The organism is Geminicoccus roseus DSM 18922 (assembly GCF_000427665.1).
Classification (GTDB): domain Bacteria; phylum Pseudomonadota; class Alphaproteobacteria; order Geminicoccales; family Geminicoccaceae; genus Geminicoccus; species Geminicoccus roseus.
The window spans coordinates 1,793,278-1,811,595 of sequence record NZ_KE386572.1 but is presented as its reverse complement, the minus strand read 5'-3'; the positions used below and the strand labels follow the sequence as shown (position 1 = coordinate 1,811,595).

The 18,318-nt window shown below is 68.5% G+C and carries 17 protein-coding genes; 5 read left to right on the top strand and 12 right to left on the bottom strand.

The window, feature by feature from the left end; genetic code table 11:
* Positions 1 to 52 precede the first annotated feature (52 nt).
* The 4 genes from alaS to GEMRO_RS0109665 all read right to left on the bottom strand — a co-directional run bounded on the left by alaS (position 53) and on the right by GEMRO_RS0109665 (position 4,481).
* Positions 53 to 2,692, bottom strand: coding sequence for an alanine--tRNA ligase (alaS, locus tag GEMRO_RS0109680; protein ID WP_027133822.1), 2,640 nt, complete (start codon positions 2,690 to 2,692; stop codon positions 53 to 55).
* A gap of 46 nt (positions 2,693 to 2,738) precedes the next feature.
* Positions 2,739 to 3,800 carry a recombinase RecA gene (recA, locus tag GEMRO_RS0109675; RefSeq protein WP_051328895.1) on the bottom strand — a complete coding sequence of 354 codons (1,062 nt, stop codon included), beginning with the start codon at positions 3,798 to 3,800 and terminating at the stop codon, positions 2,739 to 2,741.
* A gap of 157 nt (positions 3,801 to 3,957) precedes the next feature.
* Complete coding sequence (locus GEMRO_RS28755) at positions 3,958 to 4,161, bottom strand: DUF1674 domain-containing protein (protein WP_035485049.1); 204 nt, start codon at positions 4,159 to 4,161, stop codon at positions 3,958 to 3,960.
* On the bottom strand, positions 4,158 to 4,481 hold the full coding sequence (locus GEMRO_RS0109665; protein ID WP_027133820.1) for a DUF1476 domain-containing protein: 324 nt from the start codon (positions 4,479 to 4,481) through the stop codon (positions 4,158 to 4,160). The genes GEMRO_RS28755 and GEMRO_RS0109665 overlap by 4 nt, the downstream gene beginning before the upstream one ends.
* Positions 4,482 to 4,594: 113 nt before the next feature.
* On the opposite strand from GEMRO_RS0109665, the gene GEMRO_RS28750 reads away from it, so the two are divergent.
* A complete protein-coding gene (locus GEMRO_RS28750) occupies positions 4,595 to 5,371 on the top strand; it encodes an NRDE family protein (protein WP_051328894.1) in 777 nt (258 codons plus the stop codon).
* 19 nt (positions 5,372 to 5,390) lie between these two features.
* On the opposite strand, the gene GEMRO_RS0109655 is transcribed toward GEMRO_RS28750, so the two are convergent.
* Genes GEMRO_RS0109655 through uvrC form a run of 4 tightly spaced genes read right to left on the bottom strand, consistent with a single transcriptional unit; the run spans position 5,391 to position 8,650 of the window.
* Positions 5,391 to 5,864: a molybdenum cofactor biosynthesis protein MoaE gene (locus GEMRO_RS0109655; RefSeq protein ID WP_027133819.1), complete on the bottom strand. Its 474-nt coding sequence runs from the start codon at positions 5,862 to 5,864 to the stop codon at positions 5,391 to 5,393.
* Positions 5,865 to 5,868: 4 nt separating this feature from the next.
* Positions 5,869 to 6,120 carry a molybdopterin converting factor subunit 1 gene (moaD, locus tag GEMRO_RS0109650; protein WP_027133818.1) on the bottom strand — a complete coding sequence of 84 codons (252 nt, stop codon included), beginning with the start codon at positions 6,118 to 6,120 and terminating at the stop codon, positions 5,869 to 5,871.
* Positions 6,117 to 6,719 carry a CDP-diacylglycerol--glycerol-3-phosphate 3-phosphatidyltransferase gene (pgsA, locus tag GEMRO_RS28745; RefSeq protein ID WP_051328893.1) on the bottom strand — a complete coding sequence of 201 codons (603 nt, stop codon included), beginning with the start codon at positions 6,717 to 6,719 and terminating at the stop codon, positions 6,117 to 6,119. Before pgsA ends, moaD begins: the two co-directional genes overlap by 4 nt.
* 14 nt (positions 6,720 to 6,733) lie before the next feature.
* Positions 6,734 to 8,650 (bottom strand): excinuclease ABC subunit UvrC, encoded by a 1,917-nt coding sequence (uvrC, locus tag GEMRO_RS0109640; protein WP_051328892.1) that lies wholly within the window; start codon positions 8,648 to 8,650, stop codon positions 6,734 to 6,736.
* A 153-nt stretch (positions 8,651 to 8,803) separates the two neighbouring features.
* Between uvrC and GEMRO_RS0109635 the strand changes: the two genes are divergently transcribed.
* Positions 8,804 to 9,880 carry a hypothetical protein gene (locus tag GEMRO_RS0109635; protein WP_027133816.1) on the top strand — a complete coding sequence of 359 codons (1,077 nt, stop codon included), beginning with the start codon at positions 8,804 to 8,806 and terminating at the stop codon, positions 9,878 to 9,880.
* A gap of 13 nt (positions 9,881 to 9,893) precedes the next feature.
* Here the strand turns inward: GEMRO_RS0109635 and GEMRO_RS0109630 are convergent, their stop codons facing one another.
* The 4 genes from GEMRO_RS0109630 to GEMRO_RS0109615 form a co-directional block, all read right to left on the bottom strand.
* On the bottom strand, positions 9,894 to 10,634 hold the full coding sequence (locus tag GEMRO_RS0109630) for a peptidoglycan-binding domain-containing protein (RefSeq protein WP_027133815.1): 741 nt from the start codon (positions 10,632 to 10,634) through the stop codon (positions 9,894 to 9,896).
* A 144-nt stretch (positions 10,635 to 10,778) separates the two neighbouring features.
* On the bottom strand, positions 10,779 to 11,444 hold the full coding sequence (locus GEMRO_RS28740; RefSeq protein ID WP_035485046.1) for a helix-turn-helix domain-containing protein: 666 nt from the start codon (positions 11,442 to 11,444) through the stop codon (positions 10,779 to 10,781).
* A gap of 19 nt (positions 11,445 to 11,463) precedes the next feature.
* Positions 11,464 to 12,555 carry a DSD1 family PLP-dependent enzyme gene (locus GEMRO_RS0109620; protein ID WP_205624944.1) on the bottom strand — a complete coding sequence of 364 codons (1,092 nt, stop codon included), beginning with the start codon at positions 12,553 to 12,555 and terminating at the stop codon, positions 11,464 to 11,466.
* The gene (locus tag GEMRO_RS0109615; RefSeq protein ID WP_035485044.1) at positions 12,548 to 13,699 is read right to left on the bottom strand and encodes an amidohydrolase/deacetylase family metallohydrolase; all 1,152 of its coding nucleotides are present in this window, start codon (positions 13,697 to 13,699) and stop codon (positions 12,548 to 12,550) included. Before GEMRO_RS0109615 ends, GEMRO_RS0109620 begins: the two co-directional genes overlap by 8 nt.
* 217 nt (positions 13,700 to 13,916) lie before the next feature.
* On the opposite strand from GEMRO_RS0109615, the gene GEMRO_RS0109610 reads away from it, so the two are divergent.
* From GEMRO_RS0109610 to GEMRO_RS0109600, 3 genes are read left to right on the top strand one after another with little or no spacing between them, the layout of a single operon-like run.
* Positions 13,917 to 15,248: an ABC transporter substrate-binding protein gene (locus GEMRO_RS0109610; protein ID WP_035485040.1), complete on the top strand. Its 1,332-nt coding sequence runs from the start codon at positions 13,917 to 13,919 to the stop codon at positions 15,246 to 15,248.
* Between the two features lie 7 nt (positions 15,249 to 15,255).
* Positions 15,256 to 17,199 carry an ABC transporter permease gene (locus GEMRO_RS0109605; protein ID WP_084506770.1) on the top strand — a complete coding sequence of 648 codons (1,944 nt, stop codon included), beginning with the start codon at positions 15,256 to 15,258 and terminating at the stop codon, positions 17,197 to 17,199.
* 14 nt (positions 17,200 to 17,213) lie between these two features.
* Complete coding sequence (locus GEMRO_RS0109600; protein WP_027133810.1) at positions 17,214 to 18,305, top strand: ABC transporter ATP-binding protein; 1,092 nt, start codon at positions 17,214 to 17,216, stop codon at positions 18,303 to 18,305.
* Positions 18,306 to 18,318 lie beyond the last annotated feature (13 nt).

Below are 18,318 nucleotides of genomic sequence, written 5' to 3'. Positions count from 1 at the left end.
TGCCAGGCAGCTAGCGCCTTTCCATGGGCGGATCGTGACAAGAGCCCTGTGGTCAGCCGGCCAGGGCGGTCTCCACCGCGGCGATCGCGGCAGCCGCCTGCGAGCCGTCCGGACCGCCGCCCTGCGCGAAGTCGCGGCGGCCACCGCCGCCCTGGCCGCCCAGGGCCTCGACCGCCTTGCGGACCAGCGCCACCGAATCCAGCCGATCGGCGAGGTCCTCGGTCACGCTCACCACCACCGAGGCCTTGCCGTCGCTGACCGAGACCAGGGTGACGACCCCGGTGCCCATCTGCTTCTTCAGCTCGTCGGCAGTGCCACGCAGCTCCTTGGCGGGCACGCCTTCCAGCTCGCGCGCGGCGAACGAGATGCCGTTGACCTGCCGGACCGCGCTCTCCGCGGCAGTACCGCCGGTCGCCATCTTGCGGCGGAGGTCGGCCAGCTCGCGCTCCAGCTTGCGGCGATCCTCGACCAGCGCCTCGATCCGGGCCGGCAACTCGCTGGCCGGCACCTTCAGGGTGGCGGCGGCCCGGTTCAGGACGGCTTCCTCTTCCTCGACATGGCGCAGCGCGGCCTCGCCGGTCACCGCCTCGATCCGGCGCACGCCGGACGCGACCGCCCCTTCGGAGAGCAGCTTGAACAGGGCGACGTCGCCGGTACGGGCCACATGGGTGCCACCGCACAGCTCGACCGAGTAGGTCTTGCCGTCTTCGGCCGTGCCCATCGAGACGACCCGGACCTCGTCGCCGTACTTCTCGCCGAACAGGGCCATCGCCCCGGTCTCGATCGCATCGTCCTTGGCCATGATGCGGATCGAGGTCGGCGCGTTCTGGCGCAGGTAATGGTTCACCTCGCGCTCGACGGCGGCGATCTCCTCCTTGGAGACCGGCTTGGGGTGGCTGAAGTCGAAGCGCAGCCGGTCCGGCTCGACCTTGGAGCCCTTCTGGGCGACGTGCGGCCCCAGATGGCGCTGCAGCGCCTTGTGCATCAGGTGGGTCGCCGAATGGGCGCGACGGATCCGGGCCCGGCGCTCCGCGTCGATCTGGAGCTTCACGTCGTCGCCGACCCTGATCGTGCCGCGCTCGACCTTGCCTACATGGACGAACAGGTCGCCCAGGAATTTCTGGGTATCGGTGACCGCGACCGTGGCGCTGCCGGCGGTGATCGTGCCGGTGTCGCCGATCTGGCCACCGGATTCGCCGTAGAACGGGGTCTGGTTGGCGACGAGGTAGATTTCGGCGCCGGCGCCGGCCTCGTCGACCATGGCGTCGCCCACCACGAGGCCCAGGACCTTGCCCTCGGCGACCGGCGTCTCGTAGCCCAGGAACTCGGTGGCGCCGGTCTTCTCGCGCAGCTCGAACCAGACCGGCGAGACGGCGGAGGAGCCGGAGCCCTTCCAGTGCTTGCGGGCCTCGGCGCGCTGGCGCTCCATGGCGGCATCGAAGCCCGGCAGGTCGACGCTGCGCCCCTGGGCGCGCAGGGCGTCCTGGGTCAGGTCGAGCGGGAAGCCGTAGGTATCATAGAGCTTGAAGGCCACCTCGCCGGAGAGCGGCTGGCCCTGCGGCAGGGAGATGACCTCCTCGTCGAGCAGGCGCAGGCCGCGCTCCAGGGTCCGCCGGAAATTGCTTTCCTCCAGCTTGAGGACCTCGGTGACCATCGGCTCGGCGCGGACCAGCTCCGGATAGGCCTTGCCCATCTCCTCGACCAGGGTCGGCACCATGCGGAACAGGAGCGGCTCGCGAGCGCCCAGCAGCTGGGCGTGGCGCATGCCGCGGCGCATGATCCGGCGCAGCACGTAGCCGCGGCCCTCGTTGGAGGGCATCACGCCGTCGGCGATCAGGAAGGCGGAGGCGCGCAGGTGGTCGGCGATCACCTTGTGCGAGGGGCGATGAGCGCCTTCCGCGGGCGTGCCGGTCAGTTCCTCGCTCTTCGCGATGATCTTGGCGAACAGGTCGATCTCGAAATTGTCGTGCTTGCCCTGCAGGACCGCGGCCAGGCGCTCCAGGCCCATGCCGGTGTCGATCGAGGGCCGGGGCAGGTTCAGGCGGGTCTCCTTGTCGACCTGCTCGAACTGCATGAACACGAGGTTCCAGATCTCGATGAACCGGTCGCCATCGGCGTCCGGCGAGCCCGGCGGGCCGCCCGGCACCTTGTCGCCATGGTCGTAGAAGATCTCCGAGCAGGGGCCGCACGGGCCGGTATCGCCCATCGCCCAGAAATTGTCGGAGGTCGGGATCCGGATGATCCGGCTCTCCGGAAGTCCCGCGATCTTCTTCCACAGGCCGAACGCCTCGTCGTCCTCGGCATAGACGGTGGCGGTCAGCTTGTCCTTGGGCAGCCCGTATTCGCGGGTGATCAGGTTCCATGCCAGCTCGATGGCACGTTCCTTGAAGTAGTCGCCGAAGGAGAAATTGCCGAGCATCTCGAAGAAAGTGTGGTGCCGGGCGGTATAGCCGACATTGTCCAGGTCGTTGTGCTTCCCGCCCGCACGGACACATTTCTGCGCCGTGGTCGCACGCTGGTAGCTGCTCTGCTCCAGCCCGGTGAAGAGGTTCTTGAACTGCACCATGCCAGCATTGGTGAACAGCAAGGTCGGGTCGTTGTGCGGAACGAGCGGACCCGACGCGACGATCTGGTGATCGTGCCTGCCGAAATAGTCCAGGAACTTGGTGCGGATCTCGTTGACGCTGGCCATGGGTCGTCCGGGCAAGAGCTTAAGGTCGAAGAGGCGACTTTTGGGGTCAGTCCTCGATGGTACGGTCTTCGTCAAGCAACGCATCGGCACCCGCGATGCCGGCGCTCTGGCGGATGATGCCCTCCAGTTCCGCCGCAACCTCGGGGTTCTGCGCCATGTAGCTCTTGGCGTTCTCGCGGCCCTGGCCGATCCGGGTGTCCTTGTAGGAGAACCAGGAGCCGGACTTCTCGACCACGCCGGCACGGATGCCGAGGTCGATCAGTTCGCCGGTCTTGGACACGCCCTGGCCGTACATGACGTCGAACTCGACCACCTTGAACGGCGGGGCGACCTTGTTCTTGACCACCTTGACCCGGGTCTGGTTGCCGACGACCTCGTCCTTGTCCTTGATCTGGCCGATCCGGCGCACGTCCAGGCGCACGCTGGCGTAGAACTTGAGCGCGTTGCCGCCGCTGGTGGTCTCCGGGCTGCCGAACATCACGCCGATCTTGCTGCGGATCTGGTTGGTGAACATCACCATGCAGCGCGAGCGGCTGATGCTGGAGGTGAGCTTGCGCAGGGCCTGGCTCATCAGCCGGGCCTGCAGGCCGGGCATCTGGTCGCCCATCTCGCCTTCCAGCTCGGCCTTGGGCACCAGCGCCGCCACCGAATCGACCACCACCACGTCGACGGCGCCGGAGCGCACCAGCGTGTCGGTGATCTCCAGCGCCTGCTCGCCGGTGTCCGGCTGCGAGATCAGGAGGTCGTCGATGTTGACGCCGAGCTTCTTGGCGTAGTTCGGGTCGAGCGCGTGCTCGGCGTCGACGAACGCACAAGTGCCGCCGACCTTCTGCGCCTCGGCGATCACATGCAGGCAGATGGTGGTCTTGCCCGAGGCCTCAGGGCCGTAGATCTCGATCACGCGGCCGCGCGGCAGGCCGCCGATGCCGAGCGCGATGTCGAGCCCCAGCGAGCCCGTGGAAATGGTCTCGATGTCGGCGCCGGCCTGGGACTGGCCCAGGCGCATCACCGAACCCTTGCCGAACGCGCGCTCGATCTGGCTGAGCGCCGCGTCCAACGCACGCTGCCGGTCGCCGCCCTCGCGGCGCTGAACCGAAGCTTCCGCCATGGATGCAACTCCTAACCGGTGAGATCGGTCTCTGGCCGTCCCTCACCTGCCGATGCCCGTCGTGTCCGGGCCGATACACGAAAACACAGCTGCGCGCGATAATCGTACCTGATGCGCGCAACCGTGCTGCACAAGAAATTGGACGAGGCGACGCCGCTCAGAAATCGAAGCAGCGGCCAGCCTTTTCCCAGTCGCCAAACCGGGTCGGCTCCGGCCCCTTCGGGCCGCCCTGCTCGCCTTCCGGCTGCGCCGAGCCCTGCGGCGCCTTGGGCGCCCCTGCGGGCTGCGGCTCGGCAGGTCGCCCGATGGGGGCGTTGGCCGGTGGGTGGCGCCGGTCCCCCTCGGGCGTGGCGCTGGTCATTCCGACTGCACCGAGGTCCGGGCTTCCGCCTCGCATTGCTGGGTGAACTTCTCGATCAGATGGTCGGAGATCGACTTGCCCGCTGCGCTCACGTCCGCCCGGATCTTGGCAGCCACGTCCTCGTCGCCCGGCCGCTCGAAATCGACCATCACCACATCCTTGGCATAGGCCATCGCCTCGTCACCGCGCAGCCCCAGATAGTCGTTGGCGATCTTGAGCCCGAGCAGCTTGTTCCGGCGATTGCGGATCCGGAAGTAGATCTCCTGGTCGTGGCGGAACCGAGCTTCCTCGCTGCGTTCCCGATCATCGAAAATCGTCATCTGGAGCCCCGCTGGCTTCGTCGTTCCACGATACCAGATATAGGAAGTCGCAGGGTCTGGTGCCAGTTGAACCGCGCCTGGAGCCGGCGACTATTCGTGGAGGTTCCCCCCGCTTGTGTACCCTCGTCATCTGCCGCCGCCCCGGCCATGCCTGGCCTTTGCTGATCGCCGCCAACCGCGACGAGATGAGCGGCCGTCCGTCCGCGCCGCCCGGCCGGCACTGGCCAGACCAGCCGGAGATCGTGGGCGGGCTGGACAGGCTGGCCGGCGGAAGCTGGCTGTCCATGGCGGATACCGGGGTGGTCGCCGCGATCCTGAACCGCAAGGGCACGCTCGGGCCGATGCCGGGCAAGCGCAGCCGGGGTGAACTGGTGCTGGACGGGTGCAACCACCTGGATGCGCGCAGCGGCGCCCAGGCCCTGGCGGCGCTGAACGGCGAGGCGTTCCGGCCGTTCAACATGATCGTGGCGGACACCAAGGAGGCCTTCTGGATCCGCCATGCCGGCGACCAGCCGATCCGGGTGCTGCCGGTCCCGGAAGGGGTGTCGATGATCGAATCGAGCGAACTGAACGATCCCGCCTCGCCCCGGGTCGCCCGCTTCAGCCAGCCGTTTGCCGCCGACCTGCCCGATCCTGCCAAGGGCGACTGGTCCGGCTGGCAGCTGCTCCTGGCGACGCCGGCGCCTAGCGGGCGCGACCCGTCAGAGGGCCTGTGCATCCGGCGGCCGGATGGCTACGGCACGGTCTCGTCCAGCCTCCTGGCGGTTCCCGCCGATCCGGGCCGGAAGCCGGTCTGGCTGCACGCGGACGGCGCCCCCGACCAGACGGCGTTCCAGCCGGTGGACATGGGCGACGCCCCGGAACAGGAGACGCGCCTGCTGGATGGCTGAAGACAGGCCGGCGCTTTCCTCAGACCAGGATGCCGCCCGTTGCCAGGTGCCATTTCCTGGCCGCTTCGTCGTCGGCTTCCTTGGCCTCGACCCAGAGGCCGCCGTCCTCGCCTTCCTCGAACTTCCAGAAGGTCGCGCGGGTCTTCAGCCAGTCGATCAGGAAGGCGCAGGATTCCAGGGCCGCCTGGCGGTGCGCCGAGGCCGTGGCGACCAGCACGATCGGCTCGCCCGGCAGCATCTTGCCGTAGCGGTGCACGATCAGGCTGGCGTCCAGGGGCCAGCGGTCCAGGGCTTCCGCCTCGACCCGCTCCAGCTCGCGCTCGGTCATGCCCGGATAATGCTCCAGGGTCATGGAGGTCAGGCGGCGGCCGCCGGCGAACTCGCGGACCAGGCCGGTGAAGGTGGCTACCCCGCCGATCTCGGTGCGGCCCCGGGTGAGCTCCGCGATCTCGGCCCCCAGGTCGAAGGGCTCTGCCTGGACCCGCACCGCCATGGGCTCAGCCTCCCGTCACCGGCGGGAAGAAGGCGACCTCGTCCGCGGCGGTCACCGGATGGTCGCGGTCGACATGGCGCTGGTTGACCGCGCAGCGGACGACGCCCCTGGCCGAGATCGCCTCGGCGAAGGAGGGATGGCGCTCCCCCAGATGGGCGAGCAGCTCGGTGACGTTGGTCACGCCCGGCGGCAGGTCGATCGTCTCCGTGGAGGTGCCGGTGCGCTGGCGGAGCCAGGCAAAATAGAGGATCTTCACGGCTGGCGGGCTCCGACCGGCGTCGAGGAATGCGGGGGCGGCGGCGGGGCCTGGTCGGCGGCCATGTGGCGCAGGCCGGCGTTCAGATAGTCCCAGCCGGTCAGCAGGGTCAGCCCGGCGGCAAGCCACAGCCCCCAGAAGCCGATCATCTCCGAAGGCAGCACGGCCGGCCCGGCCGGGCCCAGGATCAGGAACACGATCGCGATCATCTGGACCGTGGTCTTCCACTTGGCCAGCGGCGTCACCGGCATGCCGACCCGCACTTCCGCCATGTACTCGCGCAGGCCGGAGACCGCGATCTCGCGCAGCAGGATCACCACGGCCGGGATCAGGGGCGCGCGATGGAAGCCCACCAGCATCACCACGGTGGCGCCGACCAGCAGCTTGTCGGCGACCGGGTCCAGCCAGCGGCCGAACGCGGACTGCAGCCGCCAGTTGCGGGCGATCCAGCCGTCCAGCAGGTCGGTGGTGGCGGCGAGCAGGAAGATCGAGCAGGCGATCCAGCGCGCCCAATTGCCCTCGACATAGAACATCGCCATGACCACCGGGATCAGCGCGATCCGGAACAGGGTCAGGATGTTGGGGAGGGTCATCAGCAACGGGACGGGCTCCTTCAGCCGCCGCGGAAGTGATCGTAGATGGTCCGCGCCATCGCGGCGCTGACACCGTCCACCCGCTCCAGGTCCACGATGCCCGCCTCCGCTACGCCGCGCGCCGACCCGAACCGGGCCAGCAACGCCTTCTTGCGGCGCGGGCCGATCCCCGGCACCGCGTCCAGCGTCGACCGCTCGGTCCGCTTGCCGCGCCGGCCGCGATGGGTGGTGATCGCGAACCGGTGGGCCTCATCCCTGAGCCGCTGAATGAAATAGAGCAAGGGGTCGCGCTGCTCCAGTGCGATCGGGACGTCGCGGTCCTCCAGATGGAGCTTCTCCCGCCCGGCGTCGCGATCGGGCCCCTTGGAGACCGCCACCAGACACTGCCCCTCGATGCCCTGCTCGTCCAGGATCGCGCGGGCGGCATTCAGCTGGCCGACGCCGCCGTCGATCATCACCACGTCCGGCCAAAGGCCGGAGCTGCGGTCCGGGTCCTCCTTGAGCAGCCGGGCGAAGCGGCGGCCGAACACTTCCCGCATCATCGCGAAGTCGTCGCCGGGCCCGGTCTGCGGGTCCTTGATCGTGAAGGTGCGGTAGCCGGACTTGTCGAAGCCCTGGGCGGTGGCGCGCACGCACACGCCCACCGCGTCGGTCCCCTGGATGTGGCTGTTGTCGTAGATCTCGACATGGCGGGGCGGCTCGTCGGTGCCGATCAGGTTGCCCAGCGCCTCCAGCAGGCGGGACTGGGCGCCCTCCTCGGCCAGACGGCGGGCGAGCGCCTGCTTGGCGTTGGTCTGCGCCAGCTCGACCAGCTTCAGCTTGTCGCCGCGCTTGGGCACCGCGATCTCTACCTTGCGGCTGGCGTGGAAGCTCAGCGCCTCGACCAGGAGATCGCGGCTGGGCACGTCCTCGGAGAGCAGGACCAGCGGCGGGGCGACCCGGTCGGCGTAGAACTGCGCCAGGAAGGATTCCAGGATCTCGACCGGCTCGACCTCCTTGGTGTGGGCCGGGTAGTAGGGCCGGTTGCCGTTGTTGCGCCCGCCCCGGTAGAAGAACACCTGCACGCAGGCAGCACCACCCTCGACCGAGAGAGCCACCACGTCGGCATCGTCGACCGCGTCGGTGTTGATGCCCTGGTGCGCGGTGACATGCGCCAGGGCCTTGATCCGGTCGCGGATCGCGGCGGCGCGCTCGAACGACATCTCGTCGGCGGCCTTCATCATCTCGGCCTGCAGCCGGTCCTGCACCTCCCGCGAGCGGCCGGCCAGGAACAGCTTCACCTCCGAGACCAGGTCCTTGTACTCCTCGCCGGAGATCCGGCCGACGCAGGGCGCGCTGCAGCGCTTGATCTGGTACTCCAGGCAGGGCCGCGAGCGGTTGGCGAAGATGCTGTCCTTGCAGGAGCGCAGGGGAAAGGCGCGGCGCACCGCCTTGAGCGTCTGGTCCACCGCGCCCGAGGAAGCGAACGGCCCGAAATAGTCGACGCCCTTGGCCCGAGCGCCGCGATGCTTGCGGATCTGCGGGAAGTCCTGGCGGCCGTCGATGGCGATGAACGGGAACGACTTGTCGTCGCGCAGCAGGATGTTGAAGTGCGGGCGGAGCTGCTTGATCATGTTGGCTTCGAGCAGCAGCGCCTCCACCTCGGTGTTGGTGGTGACGAACTCCATCGCCCGGGTGAGCACGATCATCCGGCGGATGCGGGCGCTGCACTGCTCCGGCCGCGTGTAGGCGACCACCCGCTTCTTCAGGCTCTTGGCCTTGCCGACGTAGAGGGCGGCCCCTTTCTCGTCGAGCATCCGGTACACGCCCGGCCCGTTCGGCAGGCGGGCGACGTGGTGACGGATCAGCTCGGCACCCTTCAGGGGCGCGGCTTCGGCGTCCTGGGCGGGAGGCGGCTGCGGAGCGGGCGGTGACGGCAGGGTGTCGGCGGCAGACATGAGGGTGATCTGACGATGCGGGGGAGGTTGGTCAAGGTGGGCCGGCAGGAGGGAGGGACGCCCGGCCGGCTGCGACCTTCCGCCGTTCCCTTCGGGGCGTCGATGCCGGTATGGCTGTCGCGGTCCCACCCAGGTCCTTGCGGAGAACATCGCTTGAAACGGATCGCCGCATGGCTCGTGCTGGCTGCGGGCCTGGCCGTGGCGCTCGCCTCCGGGCCGGTGCAGGCAGCACCGGAGACCGCGCCCGGCGTGTTCGACCCGGCCGCGCCGGGCCAGCTCCGGCTGCGCAGCTTCGCCCTGGTCAACGTGCCGCCGCCGCTCGCCAGCCAGGCGCCGAAGAAGCCGTTCCGGCTCTATTACAGCTTCACCTTCGCCAACCAGCCGGAAGGCCTGGACCGCTGCGGCCTGACCCGGCTGCCCCTGCTGACGCCCGGCTATTTCTTCAAGGGCGGCAAGGTGCTGGACCGGATCGACCGGGCCTATGTCGATCAGCGGCTGCCGATCATCAGACAGGCGCTGGCCGATGCCGGGGGCGACATCGGCATCCTCAACATCGAGGGGCCGTGGACCATCAAGCGGACCGACCCGCAGGGCACCGTGGCGGCCAAGATCGACAGCCACCTGGACCTGATCGCCTACCTGAAGAGCCGGCTGGGCGACCAGGCGAAGTTCGGCGTCTATGGCGAGGCGCCGCTCAAGGACTTCTTCAGCTACCAGACCGACTATTTCGGCAACCCGGGCGACCCGATGTACGGCGAGTTCATCCAGGCTCCCAGCCTGGCGGCCCCGGTGAACCGGCAGATCAGCCGCCTGGCCCTCGCCTCCGACGCCCTGTTCCCGCCCTATTACGTGTTCTGGTACGACGACATGGGCACCACCGCCGCGCAGCGCCGCCAGCTCACCGTGCAGAGCTGGACCAGCATGGCCCAGCAGTCGCTGAAGGTGGCCCAGCAATGGAACAAGCCGGTCTATCCGTTCATCTGGATGCAGTTCCACAACAAGATCAACGTGCCGGACTACGCCAGCACGTTCCTGCATCCCGGCTTCTTCCGCTACCAGCTGGATACGCTGAAGAAGCTGGGCGCCGACGGCGTGGTGATCTGGGGGACGCTGGGCGAGACCAACGGCCGGGCGGTGTTCGACAAGAACGCCGACTGGTGGAAGGAGTATCTTGCGTTCGCGAAGGAGAACGGGGCGGAGCTGAGGAAATGCCCGCATCTGCCGGGCTGAACAAGGAAGTGGCTCAGCGCCTGACCACGTCCTCCGGAACGGTGAACGAGTTGGCGATCGCGGTCGCCACGGGTCGGAACGACCGGTCCTCGGCCTTCGGCCAGCGCAGAACATAGCTCACCGTGGCGCCAGGCTTCTGCCGCGACATGACGTAATAGCCGCTCTCCCCGATCAGGAAGCTCACCACGAACCAGTTCGGCTCGAACCGCTGGTAGACGGTGACATGGCTCGGATCGTCCGCCACCTCGGCATAGGACGCGCGGAACGATGCTGCGCTGTCGGGGCCCGTCACCATGGTGATCAGGTTGGCGGAAAGGTCGTCGCGGTAGAATTCCTGACTGGTCGCGTCGAGGGCCCGGGCGCGCGGCAGCAGGTTGGCGGGATAGCCGATCCGATAGCCTGCGGCGGGGTTGCGGTAGATGGTCCAGCCGAGTTGCGCCTCGACCGCGGCGGCTTCCTCGGCGAGCCGCTGGCGTTGCGCGTCGTCCAGCGCGCCCGTCGGCAGCATCCCGCTCACCAGCTGGTAGGACCGGATCGCGCGGCGGGTCGCGGGGCCGACCTCCCCGTCCACGGACGCCTCGTAGTGGCCGGTCCAGATCAGGTCCCACTGGAGGCGGCGGGCGTCGTCCGTCGCGGCGGCCAAGGCGCGGGAGAACGGCGCCAGAGCAAAACAGACCAGCACGAACAGCACCCATGCCGCCAGATGCAGGCGGGAGGCGACGGAGCAGGCGATCGCGGCATCCTGGCGGCGCATGACGTTTCCCGCAGCATGGCAGCAGCCAGGGAAACACGGACCGACCCGGGCGGTTGCGGGATGCCGCGAAAAACATCAATCCGACCAGGCCTTCACCCCGGCGAGAAGCCGTGCCCTCCACTCTCCGCCAGGCCTTGTCGGCGCCTAGGCAGCGGGATCCTCGCCCGACCTCGCCTCCTGCGCCCGCGCCAGGTCCAGCAGGCTGCGGAAATGCCCCGCATTCGGGCTGTGGCAGACGTTCAGGATCTGGGCGTCCTTGGGGCCGGGGGCGGAGAGGAAGGCGTGGCCCATGGTGCTGTCCAGGTACATGGATTCGCCCGGGGCCAGCTCGGCCGGCTCGTAGTACTCGGTGTGGACCAGGACGTGGCCGCGCAGGACGTAGAGGAATTCCTCGCCGGCATGGCGGCTGAGCAGCGGGAACTCGACCAGCGAGCGGGCGTGGATGGTGATCAGGATCGGCACCATCGCCTTGTGGGTCAGGTCGGTGCAGACATAGCGGTAGTCGTAGTTGGGGGTCTGCACCAGGAGGCCGTCGGCCTTGCGGGTGATGCTGCGGCGCGCGGTGACGGCCGGCTGCAGGCGGTCGGCGGTGGTGGCGGGCTCGGGCTCGAAGAAGACGCTGATGTCCACCTCCAGCCCCTCGCTCAGCTGGACGAGCTTGTCGTAGGTGAGCGAGAGCTGGTTGTTCTCGACCTTGGACAGGGTCGAGATCGCCACCCCGGTACGGGCGGCGACCTCGGTCAGGCTCAGGTCGAGCCGGCGGCGGATGGCGCGCAGCGCGTTGCCGAGGCGGGCCTTGCGGGTGGACATGGCGCGGCCTCCCCTGCTGTCAGGCGACCTTGCCGCGCGCCTCGATCGGCCAGACGTCGACCAGCCGGCCGTTGTCCATCACGTGGTAGCGGTCGAACAGGTTCACGTTCGGATCGCAGTGGGGGACGATGCAGGCGACCAGCGTGCCCGGCTCCAGCCGCCCCTGCGGGTCGGGCAGGATCACCTTGCCGAACTCGTCGCCGAAGATCGCGTAGGTCGAGCCTTCCGGCGCGCCCTTGCGGATCACCGGGGCCGGACCGTCCATGGCGAAGCTCTTGATGCCGGCATCGGTGGTGGCAACGCCCGGATGCTGAGCGCTGACCACCCGGGTCAGGACGAACAGGGAGTTCTGCCAGCGGTTGCTGCCGTCCGGCATCGCCACCTTGTCGTAGATGGCGTCGGAGAACAGGTAGGAGCCCACCTGCAGTTCGTTGAGCACGCCGGTCTCGTGATCGAAGTCATGGGTGCCGGTGCCGGCCCCGGTGACGATCTCGCAGGGATGGCCGTCGGCCTCCAGCGCGTCGCGCACCCGGCCCAGGATCGCCAGCGCCTCGTGAGAGCGGGCGCGCCGCTCGGCATAGCCGGGGATCGCCTGGACATGGCCGGCATAGCCCTGGACGCCCTTGAGGGTCAGGCCGGGAGCGGCGGCGATGGCGCGGGCGACCTCCAGGGCCGCCTCCGGGGAGGTCAGGCCGGTGCGGTGGGTGCCGACGTCGACGTCGATCAGCAGATCCAGCGTCGCCCCGGCGGCGGCTAGCTCGGCCACCGCCTGAACATCCTCGACCACGATCATGGTGTCCGGGGCGATCGCCAGCACGTCGAGCAGGCGGCGGATCTTCTCCGGCCCGCGCAAGGGCGAGGTCAGCAGCAGGCCGCGGATGCCGGCCTTGGCCATCACCTCGACCTCGCCGAGCTTGGCGCAGCACTGGCCGATGGCACCCGCCTCGATCTGCGCCCGGGCGATGGTGACCGACTTGTGGCTCTTGGCGTGCGGGCGCAGCTTCATGCCGTGCGCCCGGGCCACGGACGCCATGGTCCGCAGGTTCGCCTCGAAGGCGCGCTTCTCGATCACCAGGGCCGGGGTGTCCACGGCCTGTCCAAGCTCAACCAAGATCCTGCTCCTCGTTCGCGGTCCAGATCCCGCTGCGCACCAGGCCGCGGCAGAACAGGCGCCGGTCGCCCGTCATCGTGCGGCCCAGGGAATCGACATAGTCGAAGCTGCCGGCCCGCTCCTGCAGCACGGTCGCGTCACCGATAGCACCCACCGCCAGCGAGCCCAGTTCCGGCCGGCCGATGGCGGCAGCCGGCGCGCTGGTGGCGGCGGTCACCACCTGCTCCAGGGTCATGCCCAGGCACAGGAACTTGGAGAGGGTGCGCAGGAGGTCGAAGGCCGGGCCGTCCACGCAAAGCGTGTGCACGTCCGAGGAGATCGTGTCGGGCAGGAAGCCCTCGGCGATCATGGCGCGCGCCACCTCGTAGTCGAGCGCGCCCATGCCGTGGCCGATGTCGAACACCACGCCGCGCGCCCGCGCCGCCTTGATGTCGGCGCGGACATGGCCGTCGCCCTGGCGGATGTCGTTGGGGAAGGGCTTGTAGCAATGGGTCAGCACGTCCCCCGGGCGCAGGCGCGGGATCACCTCGAACCGGCCGGGTGGCGGATAGTCCAGATGGGTCATGCAGGGAAGCTGCAACCGGTCGGCGGCTTCCAGCGCGATGTCGAGGGGGGCGACCCCACTGGTGCCGCCGGCCAGCCGGCCGATCCGCACCTTCATGCCCACGATCAGGTCGGCATGCTCCTTGCCGCAGGCGACCGCCTCGCGGGCGTCGCACAGGCGGATGTCGCTGCACTCGCCGACCATCACGTTCTTCGAGAAGCCGTAGATGCCGGCGAACGAGATGTTCAGGTAGCAGAGGATCCGGCTGTTCGATCGCTCGATGACGTGGCGCCGGAAACCGTGGAAGTTGCCGGCCCCCGCACTGCCGGCATCCACGAAGGTGGTGATGCCGCCGCGCAGCGCGATGGCGTCGGCGTCGACGCCCAGCGAGGTGCCGCCCCAGTAGACATGGGTGTGCAGGTCGATCAGCCCGGGCGTCACGACCAGGCCGGCGGCGTCGACCACCTCGCGCGCCGCGTCTTTTGGGATCGACGGCTCCACGGCCGCCACCTTGCCGTCGCGAAAGCCGACATCGGCGGAGAGATCGACGCCGCGGCCCGGGTCGAGGACGCGGCCGCCTTTCAGGACAAGATCCAGCAAAGTCAAACCTCCGCCATGAAACCGTTTCCAGCCAGCCTGAAACGGTCCATTTTCACGGTTCCCAAAGTCACTCAAGAATGTTTACGATACGAAAGAGCCCAGGAAAACGCCCAAGAGAAGGCCCTTCCATCGGGCAACCTGTGCGTTTGCGCCCGAGGAACCTTGCCGTCCGGCACCGGGGGAACCGGGGAACCACCATCCGAGGGGGATGAGCCCGATGGGCAGCGATCTTTTCCGTGGTTCGGAACTCCAGTCCTTCCTGGCGCGGCGGCGCGCGATCCTGAAAGGCGGCCTGGCCGCGGCGGCCGGCATGGCGCTGCCCGGCCTGATCGGGCGGGCGCAGGCGGCCCCCGCCGAGCCGCTGCAGTTCATCGGCTGGCAGTACAATCCGCAGATCGTCGCCGAGAACGTCGAGATCTTCAAAAAGCTCTACGACGAGAACGTGAACTACGAGCTCGTCCCGGGCGAATACCATGCGGTCGCCGAGACCAAGCTGATCGGCGGCCAGCACATCGACATGATGTATTCCGAAGAGGACCGGCTGCTGCGCTGGAACAAGGCCGGCTGGACCCGCACGCTCGACGGCCTGCCCGGGGTCGACGAGATCAAGAGCAAGATGTACGACATCAACGTCCACAACCTGTCCCTGCCGAACGGGGAACTGGGCGGGCTGCCGTACTACACGGGCTTCAACAGCTTTGTGTGCAACGAGAAGCACCTGGACGCGGCCAAGATCGAGCCGCCGGCGAGCTGGGAGGAATTCCTCGACCAGTGCCGCAAGCTCAAGACCGACAAGATCGCCGAGTACCCGTACATCTCCGCCTGGGGCCGCCAGTGGGCGTCGATCTCCTGGGAACTGTTCTCGATGTGGTACTCGGAGGGTGCCAAGGTCTTCGACGAGAACTTCGAGCCGGTGTTCGATCAGCCGTTCAAGGACATCCTGCAGCTGCACCGCACGCTCTACGAAGAGCAGATGATCCCGCAGGACGTGTTCACCCATCTGGGCGAATCGGTGCCGAACTTCGCCACCGGCGCGCATACCTACATGGTCGTGCACGAATACGACCAGAAGGTGTTCAACACGCCGGAGACCTCGCAGATCGCCGGGGCCTGCCGCAACGCGCTCATGCCGGGCAAGACCCGCTCGACCTTCATCTGGACCGCCGCCTACCAGATGTCGGCCAACCCGATCGACGAGCAGCGGGTCTGGGACCTGATGCAGTTCTTCGGCGGCAAGGCCAAGGACGGCAACTACTACGTCGCCAAGCGCTGGGCGCTGGAGTTCGGCCTGAGCACCCCGCACAAGGAGGTCATGGAGGACCCGGAGGTGGTCGAATCCTTCTCCAAGTGGAAGGACCTGGACGTCTCGACCCAGCAGCTGGAGAGCGCCACCACCCGCGACGTCGCCAAGTCGACCTGGTTCCCGGAATGGGACTGGTACATGATGGGCGAGGTCCAGGACTATATCCGCGGCCAGACCGAGATGGACGAGCTGATCGACCGGCTCCAGGCCAAGGTCGTCGAAGTGAAGCAGATGTATCCGGACTGACCGGATCATGGCGAGCACGACGGCAGGCGGCCTGGCCGCTTCTTCGCTCGAGCCAGCGCCCCGGCGGGTGATCCGCCGGGACTGGCTGCCCTTCCTCCTGAGCTTTCCGACGCTGCTCGTCGTGTTCCTGGTGATCGGCCTGCCGCTGATCTACTCGCTGGCGCTCAGCCTGCACCGCATCAACATGCTGACCCGCCAGTGGATCTTCGTGGGTCTGGGCAACTACACCTCGATCATCCCGCAGGCCGATTTCCTCGCCGCCATGGGCCGCACCGCCGCGTTCGCCGCCGTCACGGTGGCGGCGGGGCTGGCGCTGGGCATGGGCATGGCGCTGGTGCTGAACGCGCGCTTTCCCGGCCGCGGCCTGATGCGCTCCATCGTGCTGATCCCCTGGGCGATGGCGCCGGTGACCGTGGGCGTGCTCTGGGGCTGGATCTTCGACGGCTCGTATGGGGCGCTCAACGGGCTGCTCACCGATCTGGGCCTGATCGACAAGGCGATCCCGTTCCTGGGCGACGGCACCCGCGCCTTCGCCCTGGTGGCGCTGGTCCATGTCTGGAACCAGGCGCCGCTCACCGCGCTGCTGATCCTGGCCGGGCTTCAGTCGATGCCGGACAACCTGCACCGGGCGGCCCGGATCGACGGGGCGGGACCAGCCACCCGGTTCTTCAAGATCACCGTGCCATGGCTTCGGCCGATGCTGCTGCTGATCATGATCCTGACCACGATCAACTCGATCATGGCCTTCGACCTGTTCTGGACCATGACCAAGGGCGGCCCCGGCAGCGCCACCACCGTGTTCTCCTGGATGGGCTACGCCTATGCCTTCCAGTTCATGCGTATGGGCGAGGGTGCTGCGATCCTCTACGTCCTGACCATCCTGTGCCTGGTGCTGGCCTGGCTCTACCTCAAGCTGTTCTTCCCGGCCGCGGCCGGCGCCAAGGCCCTGGCCGGCGGCACCGCCCTGGAGCCGGTCGACCCGTCCAACCTGCGCCAGACCGTGCTGGGCGGGATGCGGCGCAGCCGGGCGCGGCTGGCCAGGCTGCCGGCGGTCACGCGGACGTCCAGCCTCTCGCCGGCGACCCGGCGCGCGCTCGGCAGGATCGGGCTGTGGATTGCGGTCGTGCTGATCTTCCTGTGGTCGTTCCTGCCGTTCTGCTGGCTGGTGATCATGAGCCTGCAGGCCTCGGTCGACCTGGTGCGCACGCCGCCCACGGTGGTCCCGGGCCCCCTCACCTTCGAGAACTACCGGTTCGTCCTGTTCCCGGAGACGGTGGCGGGCGCCCAGTCCAGCGTTCAGGCGTCGCGGGTGCCCTACAGCATCTTCAACAGCATGGTGGTCGCGGCCGCGGTGACGGTGGTCAACCTGATCCTGGGCGGGCTCGCCGGCTATGCCTATGCCCGGTCCGGGCGCGACCGGGTGATGAGCGGCACGCTCTGGGCGCTGATGCTGACCCGGATGACCCCGTCGCTTGCCCTGATCCTGCCGTTCTTCCTGGTGTTCAACACGCTGGGCCTGCTCGACACCCGCACCGGGCTGGTGATCGCCTACTGCTCGCTGATCCTCCCGCTCTCGACCTGGATGATGAAGGGCTATTTCGACGGGTTGCCGCCCAACCTGGAGAAGGCCGCCCTCGTGGACGGCTGCTCCAGGCTGAAGGCGGTCTGGAAGATCGTGCTGCCGGTATCGCTGCCGGGGCTGGTGGCGGCCGGGATCTTCTGCTTCCTGGTGAGCTGGAACGAGTTCATCTTCGCCCTGATCCTGACCGGCACGCCCAACTCGCAGACCATCCCGGTGATCATCTCCGGCTTCCTGGTCCAGCTCCGCTTCTTCGACTACGGGCCCATGTTCGCGGCCTCGGTGCTGGCGGTGCTGCCGCCGGTGGTCATCGCGCTCCTGTTCCAGCGCTGGCTGGTCAGCGGGATGCTGTCCGGCTCGCTCAAAGGCTGACTGAAGGGAAACTCGTGGCCAGCGTCACCCTCGACCGTCTGACCAAGCAGTTCGGCGCCGTTTCGGCGGTGGACGCGCTCGACATCACCCTGCCGGACGGCGAGTTCCTGACGCTGCTGGGACCCTCGGGCTGCGGCAAGAGCACGGCGCTCGGCTGCATCGCCGGGCTGGAGAAGCCCACCGCCGGCTCGATCCTTTTCGACGGGACCGACGTCACCGAGCGCGAGCCGCACGAGCGCAACATCGCCATGGTGTTCCAGGACTACGCGCTCTACCCGCACATGAGCGTGCGCGACAACATCGCGTTCGGCCTGCGCCAGCAGAAGCTGGACGAGGCCACCATCGCCAAGCAGATCGATGCTGCCGCCGACATGCTGGACCTGGGCCAGCTCATGGACCGCAAGCCGGTGCAGCTCTCCGGCGGGCAGCGCCAGCGCGTCGCGGTTGGGCGCGCGGTGGTGCGCAACCCCGCCGTGCTGCTGATGGACGAGCCGCTCTCCAACCTGGACGCGTCCCTGCGGGTGCAGACCCGGACCGAGATCAAGCGGCTGCAGCGCGAGCTCGGCACCACCGCGGTGTTCGTCACCCACGACCAGGAGGAGGCGATGGTGCTTTCCGACCGGATCGCGGTGATGCGGGCCGGCAAGCTCCAGCAGATCGGGCCGCCCATGGAGGTGTACCGGCAGCCGGCCAACCTGTTCGTGGCGAGCTTCATCGGCAGCCCGGCGATGAACTTCTTCGAGGTCGAGATCGGCCTGGAGGAAGGGGCGATCCGCTGCCGGGTCGGCGGCATCGTGCTGACCCTGCCCTCCAGCGTGGTCGACGCCTCCAGCCTCGCCGGGATCGGCGCGAAGCGCAGCGCGATCCTGGGAATCCGGCCGACCGACCTGATGGCCAATGCCGAGCGCGACCTCAGCCTGGAGGGCGAGGTGTTCCTGGTCGAGCCGATCGGGCCGGTCTCCTACGTGGACGTGGAGATCGGGGGCCAGGCGGTCAAGGGCCTGTGCGAGCCGGACGAGGCGCCAGGGGTGGGCCAGCCGATCCGGTTCGGCGCCCAGGCGGCGCGCGTCCACCTGTTCGATCCGGCGTCGGAGCGACGCCTGTGAAGGGAGAAGCTTG

What these genes read in the sequence shown, in the direction of transcription:
- GEMRO_RS0109610 (WP_035485040.1), top strand. Translation starts at nt 13,917, where the DNA reads ATGGGCAGCGATCTTTTCCGTGGTTCGGAACTCCAGTCCTTCCTGGCG.
- GEMRO_RS0109665 (WP_027133820.1), bottom strand. Translation starts at nt 4,481, where the DNA reads ATGACGATTTTCGATGATCGGGAACGCAGCGAGGAAGCTCGGTTCCGC.
- GEMRO_RS28740 (WP_035485046.1), bottom strand. Translation starts at nt 11,444, where the DNA reads ATGTCCACCCGCAAGGCCCGCCTCGGCAACGCGCTGCGCGCCATCCGC.
- GEMRO_RS0109655 (WP_027133819.1), bottom strand. Translation starts at nt 5,864, where the DNA reads ATGGCGGTGCGGGTCCAGGCAGAGCCCTTCGACCTGGGGGCCGAGATC.
- alaS (WP_027133822.1), bottom strand. Translation starts at nt 2,692, where the DNA reads ATGGCCAGCGTCAACGAGATCCGCACCAAGTTCCTGGACTATTTCGGC.
- GEMRO_RS0109630 (WP_027133815.1), bottom strand. Translation starts at nt 10,634, where the DNA reads ATGCGCCGCCAGGATGCCGCGATCGCCTGCTCCGTCGCCTCCCGCCTG.
- GEMRO_RS28755 (WP_035485049.1), bottom strand. Translation starts at nt 4,161, where the DNA reads ATGACCAGCGCCACGCCCGAGGGGGACCGGCGCCACCCACCGGCCAAC.
- recA (WP_051328895.1), bottom strand. Translation starts at nt 3,800, where the DNA reads ATGGCGGAAGCTTCGGTTCAGCGCCGCGAGGGCGGCGACCGGCAGCGT.
- uvrC (WP_051328892.1), bottom strand. Translation starts at nt 8,650, where the DNA reads ATGTCTGCCGCCGACACCCTGCCGTCACCGCCCGCTCCGCAGCCGCCT.
- GEMRO_RS0109605 (WP_084506770.1), top strand. Translation starts at nt 15,256, where the DNA reads ATGGCGAGCACGACGGCAGGCGGCCTGGCCGCTTCTTCGCTCGAGCCA.